This is a genomic window from Oceaniferula marina (assembly GCF_013391475.1).
Lineage (GTDB): Bacteria > Verrucomicrobiota > Verrucomicrobiia > Verrucomicrobiales > Akkermansiaceae > Oceaniferula > Oceaniferula marina.
Window position 1 is genome coordinate 354,816 of sequence record NZ_JACBAZ010000003.1, and the last position, 16,654, is coordinate 371,469.

The following is a 16,654-nucleotide window of genomic DNA, read 5'->3' on the forward strand; positions in this document are numbered from 1 at the left end:
AATATTTGTCTGATCATCATTGGCACGCTGCTTGACTCTTCACATCATGGAGACGGTGAATCATCCGAGGCAAGCTTCTGAACCGTAACCGACTTGGGGCCATACTTGATTTGATACACGTCACCACCGACGACCAGCTGGTTTTGCTTATTTTGAAAACGACCAGAAATGGCGCTGGCTTGTATGATGACAGTCTCGTCTCCCTCCTTGGGCTTGAAGCCCGAGGCATAACGCAGGGCCAAGGTTCCGGAGAGAGATGCCTTCCCTTGTACCTCCAATCTCGCCTTGGCTCCGGAGTTAAACTCCAGGCTCAAGACTCCCGTTTGCATCTGATAAAGATCCTTACCGACCTTCAACACATTAGGAGCTCCGGACGATGACGTGATAGTAAGCTCACCCGAATGATACAGATGACCAGTGATTGCCCCGGAACCGCTCAAGTGCCCTCCGGGATGAACATCCACCCAGCGCAAGGTATTCAGGGTGCCACCATCGAGCTCAATGCTTCCCTGCTCACTGATGCGAATCTCATTGCGCCCGGTCAGGGTCAATCCCTTGGGAACCACCAGCGTCTGAGAGTTACCAGCCTTACGGTTGCCGCCCACTTCGAGGGCTAGCAATGAGGTGTCTTCTGCTAGAGTCGTGCGGCTATCCTTTTTGGTGGTATTAATCATCACGGCATTCCAGCGCGGGTTGGGTGTATTTTCACTGTAGTCGTTCGCCAGCTCATGCCCTTTGGGGTAAGCGGGCTTGGACCATGACGACTCTCTCTCAAAGGCGCTGCCATCCTTCCCTTGCCAGGTCCGGAAAGAATTCGCCATCAAATCGTCCGCCCCGGCAAACTCACCGGCGGCAAGCGCCTTCATTTCGGCAGCCAACTTGGCGTTTTTTCCTGAGATGTCCTGTTTCTCTCCCGGGTCCTTGGCCAGGTCATACATCTTGCCAGTGTTATGCAACTTGATATTGCCTCGGATAATTGTCCACTTTGAGCCTGCTTCGTGAGTCAGAAACTCACGCTGACGCTGCACCCCTTTGCCGGTAATGGTCGGAGCAATAGAAACACCATCGGTTCCCACAGGTGAAGCGACCTCTGCCAGCTCGGCCAGTGTCGGCATGATATCGGTGACATCCGTCGGCATGTCGGAGCTCTGCCCCGGCTTGATCGTGCCCCGCCAGTTCATCACGGTGGGCACGCGGATCCCCCCCTCCTTCACGCTACCCTTGGCACCACTGAGAATGCCATTGGTTTTAAAAAACTTATAAGGTTTACCTCCCTGGCCGCCATTGTCAGAGGCAAAAATGATCAGGGTGTTGTCGCGCACACTGTCGGACGTATCACCATCTCCGTTCGGATCCTCGAGGGCATCCAGGATGTTTTTCATATGGGCATCCATCCGGGTCACCATTGCGGCAAACTGCTTGTTCGGAGCATCCCATTTCGCGGCACCCTTGACATCGGCATACGCATCAAACCACTTCGGCATCGATGCAATGTTCCCCAGTGGGGTGTGAGGAATCTGAAAAGCAAGCGTTACAAAAAACGGCTGCTTCGTCTGCGCCTGAGCCCGGACAAAGTCCAGGGCGGCAATCGCATAGGAATCATCGGCGTAGGCCGTCTTCGGATAATCCTTATCATCTTGATACGCCGGGTAGTTGGGACGCAGCGGCTGATTCGGTTTGATCGAGTTGGGAACCAAAGTCGTCTTGGGTGACGGGTCGCTGGTATTGTTTCGCCAAAGCGTTGGCTGAAAAAAGGTGTGAGCCCGTTTGTGATGGAGCTCGGCTAACAACTCATCATAACCGTGGTTGATTGGAATCGTCTGTGGGTTATTGATCTTCGGGTCCACCTTGGTGTAGTCACCACCATAACCCCACTTCCCATAATACGCCGTCCGGTACCCGGCCTCTTGAAGTACGGTTCCCAGGGCGATATCCTCCGCCCGGATCGCCTTGGTCGCCGCTGGGTCGTTGCGGTCTGTCCAGGTATGCCCCTGGTGAAAACCCGTCTGCTGGGAAGATCGAGCCGGAGAGCACACCATACAACCATAACCACGGGTAAAATTGATTCCGGTATCAACCAGAGAATCGATCGTCGGGGTAATCAACTTAGATTCGGGGTTATTAGCTTTCAGTGTTCCCCAACCAAGATCATCAGCATAAAAATAAACAATGTTGGGTTTTGGTGAAGTTTCAGGTGAAGCCGCGAGGCAGGCTCCTGTCAATACGGATGAGCATAGAAATAAACGAATCATTATATCAATAGTTTGGAATAAATAAAAAGATACACTAATTGGCATCATTGAGAATCAGAGTGATCCCCCCGACACCTAACAAAACCTTTTGATCGGGCTCTACATGCGTTGAGGAGGTGAGCCCGCGCGCAGCCAAGCTTTCATCCAGCTTAGTGCGCGAGGCTGCCGCAATGAAAGAAAAATCATATTCGGCAAGGCGCATCACTCCATCGAGTCGCTCCAAGGTAATCGACGGCACATGGTTGAGTTTAAACCACTGATCTTTGTGGCTGGCGTATTCGACCTGAATGCCATTCAAGAGCGCCTTATCTGTAATTTTTTTCTTCAGGTTTTTCTCTGTCTGAATGATTTCACCTTCACGGTTACGTGTTGGCCCCCAGCCGGAAACCCTCACTCTGGTAAAGCCTTCAAAGTGCCCCGCACCTTCAGATTTTCCACCATTCAAGTGCACCTTGATACTGACGAAAGTGATCGAAATCTGACTGCCCGGTTTGGAAAGAAACGCCCCGTTTGCGGATAGCCAGCCATCGCGATCAGGGGGTGAGGTATGGATGTTTTTACCATGACCGTCCACCTCAAAGGTCAGCTCCACGCTGTCGTTTTTCCCTCCCTTTTGATCAAGCTTCAAACCGGAAACTGTGAGCTCAAATGTCTGTTTGTCTGAAACATTATTCTGAACCATCTTGCTTACCACCAGCATGCCCTGGCTGGCCTCTCCCTGCCTCTCAGCTACCGCCGTGTTCGTAGCGCTTTTCACCGTGATCACTTCAGCACGAAGCATGAGGGTCAACCCGACCCACAACGCTGCCATCACCCATGTCTTTCTCGTTTTCATTCAAAAATAACCGACCGGTCAAACTCACCCAACAACTCGATCCCCACTCTGGTTTGAGCTAGAGATATAATCGTTAAGTTATTGAACAACAACGACTCCATTTTCATTTCGTCGTCATTTTTATCCACTGCGTTCTGCTCGGTTCCCTCTTTCCCCTTTACACTCCCATCCCTCCAAAATGGTCACAAAAAAATCCGGTGTGCAGACCAAAGTCCGCCACCGGATTCATCAAATTCAAAGAGCTGGTCCTACTTGCGACGGCGCAGGATCAGAGCAAAGCCACCTAAACCAATCAGGGCTGTGGAAGAGGGCTCTGGAACTGCGTTCACTTCAACCTGAAAACTCCAGGCCTCGGGGCGCCATGCCCCTGCGGCGTCAAGCGTTCCTTCAGTGTTTGCAGCTGTGTCAAAATCCGCAATCAGGCTGTTGTCATTACCTCCTGCCGTAAGATCAAACACCTTACTGTCGTCTGAATTGTAGGCGCGGGAAATACCGTTGAAGGTCGCCACATCATTTGAACCCCACGAACCGACACTCGCTGAAGTAAACCCAAGCCAGGCCCCCGTACCATTATTCGTTCCTCCATTCAAATTTACGGTCATCGCGGCAAATTGGAACTGCACATATTCACCATTTGCATTCAATGACGTTTCACCACTCGAAAGCCATCCCGCATTCTTCGGAAGGTCGCTCGAATCTTGCAATACATTAAAGTTCTGCCCATCAGTGGTCACTGTAAATTGAATCACAAAGGAATCGTTAAAGCCTCCGACGCCATCGATATTCAACCCTGATACCGTGTATTCCAAAGTCTGAGGCGATGAGTCTCCATTGCGAATATCGTTGCTCACGGCAAAAACAGTCGATCCCGTTGAGCCCGCCGAAGCGTCACCATCAACACCATCACCACTGACGGTGCCATTCATCGTACCCGTCGATCCATGATCCGTATTGGAAAAACCATTCAAAGATATCGTTGCTGCTTGAGCAGAAGCACAGGCCCCGACCACCCCGGCAAGGGTCATTAATTTTGTGTATTTCATTGTTTGTTTTTACTTGTTAGTTTTGAAAGGAACGCACTCCAACTTCACGTTGTTAGAACAACGAGAATGAAGGCTAAAACACCTTCTGTCAGTGGTTCACTCCATTCATTTCAAAAGGGTCACAAAAAATAATCATTTGAATAAAAAAAACCGGCAAGCGTGACGTGGCACACTAACCGGTTGATTATGATTCTCAAGTAGACGTTTACTCTCCCTACTTGCGTCGCCGCAAGATCAAGGAAATACCAGCTAAGGCGATCAGAACCGAGGCCGAGGGTTCGGGAACCGTGTTGATCGTGACAGAAGCTTGCACAAGATTGTAACGCATCGCCCCTTCATTGCCTTCGACCGTAAACGCCGACTCAGAGCCCGTAAAACTATACAGATCCCCGTTGGAAGCTATACTTGCACCCGTGACATTATTCGCCGCCGTGCCTGAAATATTAAAGGTTTCTCCCGCCGCCACATTCAAGGCACTAAAACCTGTAAAACCATCAAAGCTGACCGAAGCGGACTCAAAGGCTCCTGCGCCGAGCGTTACTGTCGCCGCAACAAAACCAAAGGTCAGAGCTTCATCATTCTCGATCAAGGATGCACTACCCGAGCCGTCGGCAATCCCCCACGCTCCATAGCTGGCCCCCATCCCCACCACCGTACCCGAAGAGGAGGAACCGGCGAGCCCCATTTCAAAGGTGATTTGATCATCAGCAGTCCCTACCGAATCAAGTGTAAGGCCCGTAACGGTATAGAGCATACTTTGCGTTGCTGCTCCGGGGTTGCCTTCATTGAGGGTTGTGATCGCTATCGTCCCTACGGATGAAGAGGTATCTCCATTATCCAACCTTCTACTTAATTGAAGGTCGATGGATGTTGAAGCGGCCTGAACAGCTTCAAACGAAACAATCAGACCTAAAATGGCCATCGCTTTCATGTGTTTCATAGTTTGCTTATTGTTGATTAGTTTATAGGCAAGGAGGTAAGGTTGACTCCGTAATCTCTAAATACCGGATTCCGAGTCACAAGTACACTCCACTCAATCCAAAAAGGTCACAAAAAAATGAATCAAGGGCACCTCTAGATAATAATACCACTCCGTAAAACAGACGAGACGATTGATCATTGTTGAGGTATTTGGAAAAGCACTGCGTGATCCATGAGAGTTCCGGATGAATGACTCCTTTGGCTTTGTTTCTCCTTAGTCATGGTGCCCGCACCATTCCTTCGTCGCGCCTTACCAAAGAACTCATTCATCTCGGCTATCGTCCCGTCTGTTTTACTACTTGGTATAAAAAACCGGCAGGCAGGCCAAAACACACCAACCGGTTGATTGTGATTCCCCCATCAATGGCGGCCAAAACTACATGCGTCGACGCAGGATCAGCGAGATGCCAGCGAGTCCGATCAGAGCTGACGTAGAGGGCTCGGGGATAGCCGTTAATTCGACCACCATCGTGCCAGCATCAGCCCCCAGGTCATCATTGTAGTGTACCGTGAATTCATGACCTGCATTCGTTGAATTATATACAGTCCCCCATTGTCCATCTCCATCATCCCCCACTCCGCCGAAGCTAGTAATACCATTCATAATCGTCCATGTATCACCTACGGAATAGACCCCTCCCAATCTCATATCGAGAGTTGAATCCGATGCCAATTCCACTAAGACCGAGCTCCCATTCAGGGTTGAAATAATCGTTCCATTGGTTTCAAAGACCATAACACCTGTGTCTCTCACATCGAACTCATCCTGAATCGCATTGTGAGTAGATCCTTGACGCATAATAAGCATGCCATTGCGAATCTCCGTTGCTTTTCGTGCATCCAAGTAGCCGTAAACATCCACCGTTCCATAGCCTCCATTTCTTCCAATGATTAAATCTGCGCCAGCCCCTGCAATTTCCAAGGTTGTCCCACTGGCTATATTGAGAATCCCTACGCCTCCACTTCCATCGCCAACAACGATGTCAGAACCGCTTAACTTACCTGTATTGACGTTGACTATCCCTGTTGAACTGCCACCAATAATCGGCTTCCCTCCGTTCACCGCCGCTCCAATGTTTGCCGTATGACCATTATTTACGCGGGCATCATTTGAGCCATCAGGCAAGCCATTATCCCAATTACCAGCATTACTCCAATCATTGTCCATGTTGGCATTGGTAAAAAAAGTCGCCGCCTGCCCCGTGCCAAAAGACGCGATCAGCCCTAAACAAGCCATTGTATTTTTATATTTCATATTCATCATTTTATCGTTAATTTCACCAGCCGTCAAGAAGGAGTGATTGCACACATGATCGACCGATAGCGGTTCATTTGGATAGCCTCACTTTTCCTCTATCTCAGAGCAGCTCAAAATGGGTCACAAAAAATATCTAATCATCCGCCCGGACAGTCCATCTCCCACTATGGATTGATCAAGCTTCGGATTTGCACATCATCAAGCGACCCGTCAAAAATATACAGCTCATCCATCATCCCTTTGAAGTAGCGGCGTTCAGCAATATTTTTATCCTTCCGCACCCGCACTCCCATCACCAGAGGCTGGGATGACTTCGAATGAATCGTGGTGTTGATTTTTCGGTCCACCTCGATTCCAGCCGCCTGCGTTTGGACACGCTCGCCATCGACATAAGCCTGCACAAAGGCAAATTCATCATCCTGATCCAAAGCCCCTGAATAACTCAAGGCAACGTGGTGCCACCGACCGCTCTCAAGCCCGTTCGCCACGGTCACCATTCCTTTGCCGAGATTCAACAAGAGCTGAACCGTATCTCCGTATTTGGCTTTTCCGGATCGACGCACGGAAAGCGCCCATTTACCCCCGGGGAAACGATTGTCACCCCAACCCACCAAACCGTAATTGTTTTTTCCTTTGGGCAGTTCGGGCACCTTCAACCAAAATGCCATCGTCCGGGGGCGGTCGCCGTCAAACCCCTCCCAATTGGTCACAACATAACTTTCTTCTCCATCAAGGTACAGGGCTTGCCCTGATTTACCTGGAACAAGCTGAGCTCCGCCATCAGGAGAATAAAGCCGGGTTTGCAAGCCAGAAACTTCGGGGTGGGTCCCACCCACCTGCAGCACATCATCTTCCAAGGAATCAAAACTCCAGTGTAAATAAGGTAAGGTTTTTGGCAACGAATCCAAAAATTGGTCCGGGTGGCAATCCACCATCTTCATTCTACCGGTCGGCTCCAACTCCCGAGCCTGCCCAGCCTCCAGCAAGACTTCCTCGCGCTGTCCACGACGCGCAAGCGCCTTCACCTTCCCCTTGAACACATGCACCTGGTCGAGTTCCTCGCCCGGCTGAGAGCTCACACCAAACTGCGTCCCCAAGTCGACCACTTTCATCTGCGTGGTTTGCACCGTAAATCCTTTCGCATTCTCAGGCACATCGAACCAAGCAGTACCTCGATCCAGACTCAACAAACCTTCATGACGTAAAACCACATCCGCCGGAGCCATAATCACGGAGCGCACGCCGGAGGCAAACCGCAACTCCACACTACCTTGGGACAACTCCAACCGGGATCCTTCCACCAAAGTCTGCCCTTTCGGAAGCTCATCGTGGGTCGAATCATGGGTCAGGGTAAAACGGGAACCCTCGGATACCCGGAATGCAAGCTGCCCAGGCTCACGTTCCGGAGCCAAAAACAAACTCAACAACATGACGCCCATCAATACGACCGCTGCCGCCGCCAATAATGCAATCTTGACCGAGTGCCGCCTCTGCTCAACCAGAATCGTATCAACCGGCAACACCGGATCGGCGATGAGCTGCTCCGACTTAAGTGCCTGCTCCGCCAAGGTATCCGTGTGCACCAAGTCCAAGAAACGCTTCCGAAGATCCGAGCTCTGCCTCAACATCTCCTGAAGCTTTTGCTTCCCCTCATCCTCCAGTACTCCGTCCATCCACTCACTGGCCAACAGATCCATTTCATCACCCTTTTCCACCCGACACTCGTTCATTGAGTCAGCCCCTTTCCTTGTTGGCTTGATTCCACACGCATCATGATACAATCACGCAAATTTTTACGTGCCCGAAATAAAATCATTTTTAGCCGGCTCGTCGATGAGTTGAGCGCCTGGGCCAGTTCCTTGATCGAACCACCGGCACGGTATCGGGAGTCCAGAAGGCTCCGCTGCTTATCAGGGAGTTTTTGCAAGCAAATCTCCAGAGCCTCCAAGCGTTGATCTTTTTTCCAGTCATCATCCACATGAGAAGCTTCGGTCGCCAGCTGATCCACAAGGTCAGGGTCGAACACCAACTTGCTTCGCTGTTTGTCCCGATAGTTCCCCAGGATTTGGAATTGGGCTGTTTTCAGTGCCCAGGCCTTGAAATTCGATCCCATCTTGAATTGGGATGACTTCTTCCAAAGGATCAGATTCACCTCCTGTAAAATATCCTTGGCTGTAGCCAAGTCTCCTATCGACCCCCGAATAAAAGTCAGCAAAATATCCTGATGCCCCGTCAGCAGGCTGATGAAATCATCAGTCTGGGACGACTCTGGATCGATTGTCTGTAATGCGGGCATATTCAATAAATGGCGACAACACACGTCGGAATACAATAAGTCCGCGTGTTCTACTCTCCTACATTCCACAAATTAAACGATGGTCACAAGAAAAAGCGATATTTTCATATTTCACCATCCACACCCGAGGCTCCATAATCCATGACCTCCTACTATGCCTAAAATAAGCACAGCTGGATGTGCTTTCCTTTGACTTATTCAGGGGACATCAGCGTATATCATGGTGCCGCCAAGAAACACACACACCCGATCTTATAATGGACACCAAACAGATTACGAAGCTCGCTGCTGCGCTGCTCACCGCTACCGCATGCACCCTCCTTCCAGCCCAAGCGGAAACACCCCCCGTCATCCCCCAACCAGCCAAGGTCGAACACAAACAAGGCAAGTTCACCTTCTCTCCGAGCCTCAGCCTTTCTTCATCCAAGGACTGCGCCACAGATCTTCAATTTTTTGCCAAAGAACTCCGCAAGGTCACTGGATGGAAAATCCCCATCAAAAACAGCGGAAACATTCACTGCGAACTGAACCCCAAGCTCACATCCGGCTACAGCCTGAACATCACACCGGAACAAATTGTCATCCAAGCTGCCGACCACGCTTCTCTTTTCCATGGCTTCCAAACGCTGCGCCAGCTCGGCCCGGTCGATCTCTTCGGTAACCAAGCTTCCACCTCTCTGAAACAAGGATGGAGCGTCCCTTGCCTGCACATCAGCGATGCCCCCCGCTTCGCGTGGCGCGGAGTCCTCGTCGATGTCTCCCGCCATTTTCAAAGCAAAGAGGAAATGCTCAAACTGCTGGACTCCATGGCCATGGTCAAACTCAACGTCCTGCACTGGCACCTGACCGACGACCAAGGATGGCGCCCCGAGATCAAAGCCTATCCAAAACTCACGGCAAAAAGCAAACAGTTCTACTCCCAGACCGATTTAAAAGAGATTGTCGCCTACGCCAGCCAGCGCGGCATCACCATCGTCCCGGAAATCGATGTCCCCGGCCACAGTGCCGCCGTCGCCCGTGCCTACCCCGAACTCTGTGTCAAACGCTTGGATAAAGAAGGTCGCTACAACGTCTACGATGTCTCCAACCCCGATGTTTACGTCTTCCTCGATGCCGTTTTCAAGGAAATGGCAGCTATCTTCCCCGGCAGCTACATCCACCTCGGTGCCGACGAAGTAGGCAAAGGAGCGTGGAAAAAAGATCCGGGCTGCCAGGCTTACATGAAAAAACACAAGATCAAATCCCTGCACGACCTGCAGGCGGACTTCGTCCAAAAAGTCTGCCGGATCATCGAAAACCATGGTAAAAAACCCATCGCTTGGGACGAAGCCATGGAAGGTGGCGGCGATCAACAACTCGCCATCATGAGCTGGCGTGGCGTGCAACCCGGAATGGAAGCCGCCAAACGCGGCCATCAGGTCGTGCTCTGCCCGGTCTCAGCCCTCTACTACGACCGTACCCAGTCACGCAGCAAACAGCATCCGCGAGGCTACTCAAGCAATACCGTGGGCCTCAGCCAAAGCTACTTCTTCGAACCCCGTATCCCAACCCTGCCCGCGGCCGCCAAACAACGGATCATGGGAGCCCAAGGCTGTGTCTGGGGTGAAAAAATCCGCAGCGGAGATCACCTGCAACGCCAAGTCATGCTCCGTGGGGCCGCCCTTGCCGAAGCCCTCTGGTCACCACGACCAAGCCTCAACTATCAGGATTTTCTCAGCCGACTCGAAACCCATCGCAAGCGCTTGGATGCCCGTGGTATTCCGTACTGGTGGGAGCCGGAAAGCACCCCCATACAAGTATCCTCATGGCAATCGATCGTGGGCAAATCCCAGCCGCGGGTCGATGTCAGTAAGCACATCACACGCTCCGGCCTCCATGAGTTTCTCTTCCACTACCAAATCGGCAATGGCAGCTTCCACATTCTGAACGCCGAGCTCTTGGAAAATGGCAAGGTTGTGGCCCAAGACAAACACGCCTACACCGCAACCGTAGAACCACGCCGGCCCAACCAATACTACCGACTAATCCTACCAAACTTTAACCCGGACGCGCGCTACGAGCTCCGCTATCAAATCGAAGCCGTCAAAGGCGGAGCCAGCGGAACCATCATGCTTGTTCCCGCGCTGGCACCCGACGCCTACGCCCCGGACCGGGCTCCCGATAGTGGGGCCAACGTAGCCAACCAAAAACAACCCGACGAACTCTAACACAACCAAATTCTAACACTCTCAAAACCATGATCAAACACATCCTCAGCTGCGCCCTTGTCGCCAGCTTCTCAACAACCAACCTTCTCGCCGCTCCGAGCGAGAAGCCGAACATCATTCTCATCCTTGCCGACGACCTCGGCAATGGCGACCTCGGCTACAACGGCTGCAAGGACATCCGAACCCCTCAACTCGATCTACTCGCCAGTCAAAGCCTGATTCTCACGGACACCCACACCACCGCCAGCGTCTGCGCCCCCTCCCGGGCCGGACTGATGTCTGGCACCTATCAGCAGCGACACGGGTTCGAGTGCAACGGCCCCCACGGCAAGGACGGCCTGCCAGGCAGCGTCGTCACCTACGCCGAAGCAATGAAAGACGCCGGCTACGAAACGATGGGGCTCGGCAAGTGGCACCTTGGATACCAACCTGACATGCATCCGAACGCCCAGGGTTTTGACCACTTCAGTGGATTTCTCGCCGGTGGCCGCAGCTACTGGTCACAAAAGAAAACCAACAACAGCAGCATGCTGCAACGCAATGGCACACAAGTTCCGGAAGAAAAAATCGGCTACCTCACCGATTGGCTGACTGATGAGGCGATGCGCTTAATCAAAAAGCGCAACACCGAAAAACCCTTCTTCATGTACCTCTCCTACAATGCACCCCACACCCCCATGCATGCTAAGGAGGAAGATTTGAAAAAGTATGAATCCATCGAGAAAAAAAACCGCCGCACCTACGCCGCGATGGTCGATAACATGGATGCCAATATCGGCCGCCTGCTCATCTTCCTCGATGATCAAAAATTGCGCGAAAACTCAATTATCATCTTCACCAGTGACAACGGCGGAGCCACCACCAATGCATCCGATAACGGCATCTACCGCGGGATGAAAGGCAGCAAATGGGAAGGCGGACACCGCGTCCCCTGCCTCATCTCCTGGCCCAAGGCCGGAATCCATGGAGGACACCGCGTTCCCCTGCTTTCCTCCACCGTCGACTTCATGGCCACCAGCCTGGATGCCGCCGGTGAAGCACCTCAAATTGACAAACTCAAGCTCGACGGCGTCAGCCTGCTTCCCGCCCTACGTCAGGGGCCTGCAGCCAAGCCCACTGCTGCTCGGAATGCCCTCTACTTCCGTCGCTCTGCCGCGGCCGCCATCCGTGAAAACCAATGGCAACTGATCCGGGTCACGGAAGAGGACAACAGCCACCGCTACCTACTCTTCGATCTATCCAAAGATATCGGCCAGACCGTAGACCTCAGCCAGGAACAACCGGAACGCCTGCAAAAACTCGCCACCAAACTTCAAACCTGGGAACAAGACATGCAAGAACCTAAATGGCTCGAAGGAAAAATGTGGGAAAAAAACCAGCGCCTGAAACACAAGATGGACGTCATCGGCCGCGATGCCGAACGTCGACTTCCCTGACCCGGCTCCCGTTTCTCCATCAAACAGGCAAATAAAACCGCAAGCCCCGACAAAGGAGCTTGCGGTTTTTTTAATCACTTTTTTGTCACCTTATCTGCGGCGACGCATCACTAAACTCAAGCCCCCAATACCAAGCAGAACTGCTGATGAAGGCTCGGGGACACTCGTTACCGTAAAGTTATCCACCTTCGTCCACTGAGTTCCACCGGCACCATTTGAATCATCGGTAAACCAAACACCATACTGAGTCACCGTTTCCGCCCCGGAAAAAGCAGTCCCTGGCACGGCCCCGAGTCCAAGGCTTGCCGATGGATCAGCCAAGGTGAACCAGTTCGCAGCAGCCAGACTGGAGCTCGGGTCAATCGACAGGGTCGTAAATGTCGCCTCATCACCGGATGACCGTGGCGAGTATCGGTTCTCATCCGTCACATACCACACCCCACCTATCTCCAAGGCAAGTCTGGCAGTGGCATTCGCACCGGAACCTCCTGCAAAATCACGTCGAATATCAACGGATAAAACCGTGATATCCTGCAAGGCAATCGATCCCGGTTCATCAGTGTAGATGAAGGTTTCAATATGCTTGCCCGAACTATGCCATCCTTGTTTGGCTTGAAAGTAATCATTCCCTGAGTTGATCCCAAAGTCTGCATTGTTGGTATACGTATCGGCAACCGATGGCGTCCCACTGTTGTTGCCGTAATACCCTTTCCATCCGACATGTGCCAGGTTCTGGTTTGCCGTTCCCGAGTCGTTGGTAAACGTCTCAATGTACGTCGTCGATGCGTGAAGGCCGGAGGCCAAAGCCAAGGCCGCCGCTGTGCCCAATGTTAAGTTTTTCATATGCATGTTTTTTTATTCGTTTGTTCCTCCTTCGACTTTTCTCCGAAGAAAGTTACATCATCAAAACACGACCACCCGTAGACAGAAGCGAATACGATATCACGACCATGCCTATCAGAAGCATGGTTCTAGGCTCGTTCAGCAGCCAACGCCACCATCATAGGACGAATTTCCAATCTGTCGGCAGCTTGAAAAAAAGCGGTCCTACCTTGCGCTCGTCCAAGCACACGACCCCCAATCCATTGTTCCGTATCTTCTACTCTTGAAAGTAGGACAGGTTTTTCAACCTGTCGGCTGGCTTTGGAGTCATCAACCCCAGCCCCTATCAATCCCTTGGGATGCCGACAGCTTAAAAAGCTGTCCTACCTTGCGCCCACCCAAGCACACGACCCCCAATCCATTGTTCCGTATCTTCTACTCTGGGAAGTAGGACAGGTTTTTCAACCTGTCGGCTGGCTTTGGAGTCATCAACCCCAGCCCCTATCAATCCCTTCGGATGACGACAGCTTAAAAAGCGGTCCTACCTTGCGCCCACCCAAGCACACGACACCCAATCCATTGCTCTGTATCTTCTACTCTGGAAAGTAGGACAGGTTTTTCAACCTGTCGGCTGGCTTTGGAGTCATCAACCCCAACCCTATCAACTCCTTGGGATGCCGACAGCTTAAAAAGCTGTCCTACCTTGCGCCCACCCAAGCACACGACACCCAATCCATTGTTCCGTATCTCCTACTCTGGAAAGGAGGACTGGTTTTTCAACCTGTCGGCTGGCTTTGGAGTCATCAACCCCAGCCCTATCAACTCCTTGGGATGCCGACAGCTTAAAAAGCTGTCCTACCTTGTGCCCACCCAAACACTGCCTAGACAATGCATTTCAAACTATCACCCAATACCCAGACCGGGTCCACTTCTTCATGACCACTGACCGACTCACCCTCGATTTGCCTGACTAACAAATCGTAGGAACGATCCACTGTACATTCCACGGGGTGCCTGAAGTGAGCAATCGTAGGAAGGACATCGTCAAACATGGTGTCGTGCGACAAGAGAATCACGGATACATCATCCGGAATCCGCAATCCTTGCTGCATCAAGTAGGAAACCGCCATCAGGTACTGGCTGAAGTTCCCCAGAATCAAACAAGTCGGCGGCGTGTGCTGAAATGCTCTATGCAGATAATCCCCATAATCTTCCGGCCCCGTACCACTGATCGAGGGAAGATGATAATTCAACGAAAAGGAACATCCCGCTCGTTCAAAAGCCGGCTCGAGCGCCTCACCGAGAAGTTGGCGCAAAGCAGCCGGTTTGTTCCAGAGTGGCGCCGTCACTCGCTGGTGACCAGCCTGCCACGCGCAATGAAACGCGCCCATTAGCAGATGCCCATAGGAAGTGCTCATGCTTGGCACCCCCTCCACCGCGGTTCCCAGGCTCACTGCCGGCAGTGCCAACTGCGCAAGCTCACGGACATGCTCTTGCGCCAGAACATGCATGACCACCCCATCGGGGTTCAATGCGCCTACCATCTGCCGGGTAGCCTCAGCCGAGGCGGGAACCTGCAAGTAATTCAAACTGATTTTTTCCCGCTCACACCGATGGTGCAATAAATCAAAAAACACCTTCGTCATAAATGCCGGATGGTGTTCGGGGTCCTTGGTGAGAAAAAGCATCCGCTTTTGCTCTGCCTCCTTTCTTCCGAGAACCGACAACAAGACATCGCGCTTGATCTCCCTTTTTTTTCCTGGTGAGGCCGCCGTGATCACATCCAAACGTTCCATGTAGCGAAAAGCATGCTCCACCGTCACCCGGCTGACTTGATACTTTTCCCCCAGGGCCCGGATTCCAGGTAAATCAACCTGTGGGTCCCGGGCCAAATCCCGCATCAAACGATGCGCCAATTGCTGCCAACGATATTGAAAAGCCTCGGACACAAGCTCAGAATAAGACGAACCCCACAGGCGTGCAACCCTGCTTCCAACAAAAAGTGACGATCCTCCACCGATTCGATTCATTGACAAATCCCAGGCACTTTTTTCGTATCGATGTCCTCATGAAACGCACTCATCTACGCTCCCTCTGCCTTCTGGCCGCACTTACCCTGTCCCCACTTCAGGCGGACGAACGCCCCAACATCGTTTTCATTCTCGCCGATGACCTCGGCACCGGGGATCTCGGCTGCTACAACAAGGATTCCAAGATCCCGACCCCCCGACTCGATCAGTTGGCGGACGAAGGCATGCGCTTCACCGATGCCCACAGCAACTCCTCCGTCTGCACCCCGACACGTTACGGTGTGCTCACCGGCCGATACTGTTGGCGCAGCCGGCTAAAGCGGGGCGTGCTCATGGGTTACAGCCCGGCCCTGATCGAAGAAGGCCGAGAAACCGTGGCGTCATTACTTAAAAAACAAGGATACACCACTGCCTGCATCGGTAAATGGCACCTCGGCATGAATATGGCCCGATCCGTCAACAACGGAAAAAAAGGCTGGGACTACCAAGCCCCGATCCACCGTGGCCCCAATGCTGTAGGCTTCGATTATTTCCTCGGTATTGCCGCCTCGCTGGACATGCCCCCCTACACCCTGATTGAAAACGATCGCTTTGTCTCCGCGGCATCCGAATCCACCAAGGCATCAAGCTACCCGAATTACTGGCGTGGCGGAGCTATCGCCAAAGACTTCAAACATGAGGATTACCTACCACTCGTCGGCAAACAGGCTTCGGCCTTCATCAGCAAACAATCCGCTGACAAGCCGTTTTTCCTCTATCTGCCACTGCCTGCGCCACACAAACCCGTCGTGCCAACCAAGGCCTTCCAAGGCAAAACCAAAGCCACCGAATATGGTGACTTTGTCCACCAAATGGATCACGTCATCGGCCAGGTCGTGGATGCACTGAAATCAAAAAAACTATTCGCTAACACCCTGCTGATTGTGACGAGTGACAACGCCTCCTTTGCCGCCAATGAAAAATACGGTGTGCTGCAAACTGGCCACTCCCCAAACCACATTTATCGAGGGCAAAAAACCGACATCTACGAAGGAGGGCATCGGGTCCCATGGATCGCCACCTGGCCGGCTAAGGTCAAAGCAGGCAGCACCACCGATCAAGTTGTATGCACCACTGATCTGCTCGCCACCTGTGCCGAGATCACCTCAAGCTCCGTTGCAGAAAATGCCGGTGAAGACAGCTACAGCCTACTCCCCATTCTCATCGGCAAACAGGGTAAGGAGCCCCTGCGCGAAGCCACTATCCATCACTCCTCATCCGGCATGTTTGCCATTCGCAAAGGGAAATGGAAACTCATCGTCGGTCGTGGCTCCGGCGGCCGAACCCAAATTGACAAGGCCATCAAAGATAAGATCCAGCTTTACGACATGGAGAAAGACATTCGTGAAACATCCAACGTTTATCAAGACTTCCCGGAAGTGGTCAAAGAGTTGAGCTCCCTGCTCGATGATTACCGGACAAGTGGCAGAAGTGTCCCGCAATAGCCTCCGCCAG

At 52.3% G+C, this 16,654-nt stretch carries 12 protein-coding genes; 3 read left to right on the top strand and 9 right to left on the bottom strand.

What is annotated here, in order from left to right:
* Nucleotides 1-44 precede the first annotated feature (44 nt).
* The 7 genes from HW115_RS09555 to HW115_RS09585 all read right to left on the bottom strand — a co-directional run bounded on the left by HW115_RS09555 (nt 45) and on the right by HW115_RS09585 (nt 8,665).
* Nucleotides 45-2,252, bottom strand: a complete 2,208-nt coding sequence (locus HW115_RS09555) for a sulfatase-like hydrolase/transferase (protein ID WP_178932393.1) — start codon at nt 2,250-2,252, stop codon at nt 45-47.
* Between the two features lie 34 nt (nt 2,253-2,286).
* Nucleotides 2,287-3,087 (bottom strand): hypothetical protein, encoded by an 801-nt coding sequence (locus tag HW115_RS09560; protein WP_227021398.1) that lies wholly within the window; start codon nt 3,085-3,087, stop codon nt 2,287-2,289.
* 248 nt (nt 3,088-3,335) lie between these two features.
* On the bottom strand, nt 3,336-4,130 hold the full coding sequence (locus HW115_RS09565; protein ID WP_178932395.1) for a PEP-CTERM sorting domain-containing protein: 795 nt from the start codon (nt 4,128-4,130) through the stop codon (nt 3,336-3,338).
* Between the two features lie 214 nt (nt 4,131-4,344).
* Complete coding sequence (locus HW115_RS09570) at nt 4,345-5,070, bottom strand: PEP-CTERM sorting domain-containing protein (protein WP_178932396.1); 726 nt, start codon at nt 5,068-5,070, stop codon at nt 4,345-4,347.
* 417 nt (nt 5,071-5,487) lie between these two features.
* Nucleotides 5,488-6,366 carry a PEP-CTERM sorting domain-containing protein gene (locus tag HW115_RS09575; protein WP_178932397.1) on the bottom strand — a complete coding sequence of 293 codons (879 nt, stop codon included), beginning with the start codon at nt 6,364-6,366 and terminating at the stop codon, nt 5,488-5,490.
* 167 nt (nt 6,367-6,533) lie between these two features.
* Nucleotides 6,534-8,099, bottom strand: a complete 1,566-nt coding sequence (locus HW115_RS09580) for a LamG-like jellyroll fold domain-containing protein (RefSeq protein ID WP_178932398.1) — start codon at nt 8,097-8,099, stop codon at nt 6,534-6,536.
* Nucleotides 8,096-8,665, bottom strand: a complete 570-nt coding sequence (locus tag HW115_RS09585) for a sigma-70 family RNA polymerase sigma factor (protein WP_178932399.1) — start codon at nt 8,663-8,665, stop codon at nt 8,096-8,098. The genes HW115_RS09580 and HW115_RS09585 overlap by 4 nt, the downstream gene beginning before the upstream one ends.
* A 257-nt stretch (nt 8,666-8,922) precedes the next feature.
* Between HW115_RS09585 and HW115_RS09590 the strand changes: the two genes are divergently transcribed.
* Nucleotides 8,923-10,872, top strand: a complete 1,950-nt coding sequence (locus tag HW115_RS09590) for a beta-N-acetylhexosaminidase (protein WP_178932400.1) — start codon at nt 8,923-8,925, stop codon at nt 10,870-10,872.
* A 29-nt stretch (nt 10,873-10,901) separates the two neighbouring features.
* Nucleotides 10,902-12,308 carry a sulfatase-like hydrolase/transferase gene (locus HW115_RS09595; protein WP_178932401.1) on the top strand — a complete coding sequence of 469 codons (1,407 nt, stop codon included), beginning with the start codon at nt 10,902-10,904 and terminating at the stop codon, nt 12,306-12,308.
* 90 nt (nt 12,309-12,398) lie between these two features.
* Here HW115_RS09595 and HW115_RS09600 read toward each other — a convergent pair whose 3' ends face one another.
* Together HW115_RS09600 and HW115_RS20065 are read right to left on the bottom strand one after the other, a co-directional pair.
* The gene (locus HW115_RS09600) at nt 12,399-13,151 is read right to left on the bottom strand and encodes a PEP-CTERM sorting domain-containing protein (protein ID WP_178932402.1); all 753 of its coding nucleotides are present in this window, start codon (nt 13,149-13,151) and stop codon (nt 12,399-12,401) included.
* Between the two features lie 860 nt (nt 13,152-14,011).
* Nucleotides 14,012-15,079, bottom strand: coding sequence for a substrate-binding domain-containing protein (locus HW115_RS20065; RefSeq protein ID WP_178932403.1), 1,068 nt, complete (start codon nt 15,077-15,079; stop codon nt 14,012-14,014).
* Between the two features lie 119 nt (nt 15,080-15,198).
* Between HW115_RS20065 and HW115_RS09610 the strand changes: the two genes are divergently transcribed.
* Entirely contained in the window at nt 15,199-16,644 is a 1,446-nt protein-coding gene (locus tag HW115_RS09610; RefSeq protein ID WP_178932404.1) for a sulfatase family protein, read from the top strand.
* Nucleotides 16,645-16,654: the final 10 nt, after the last annotated feature.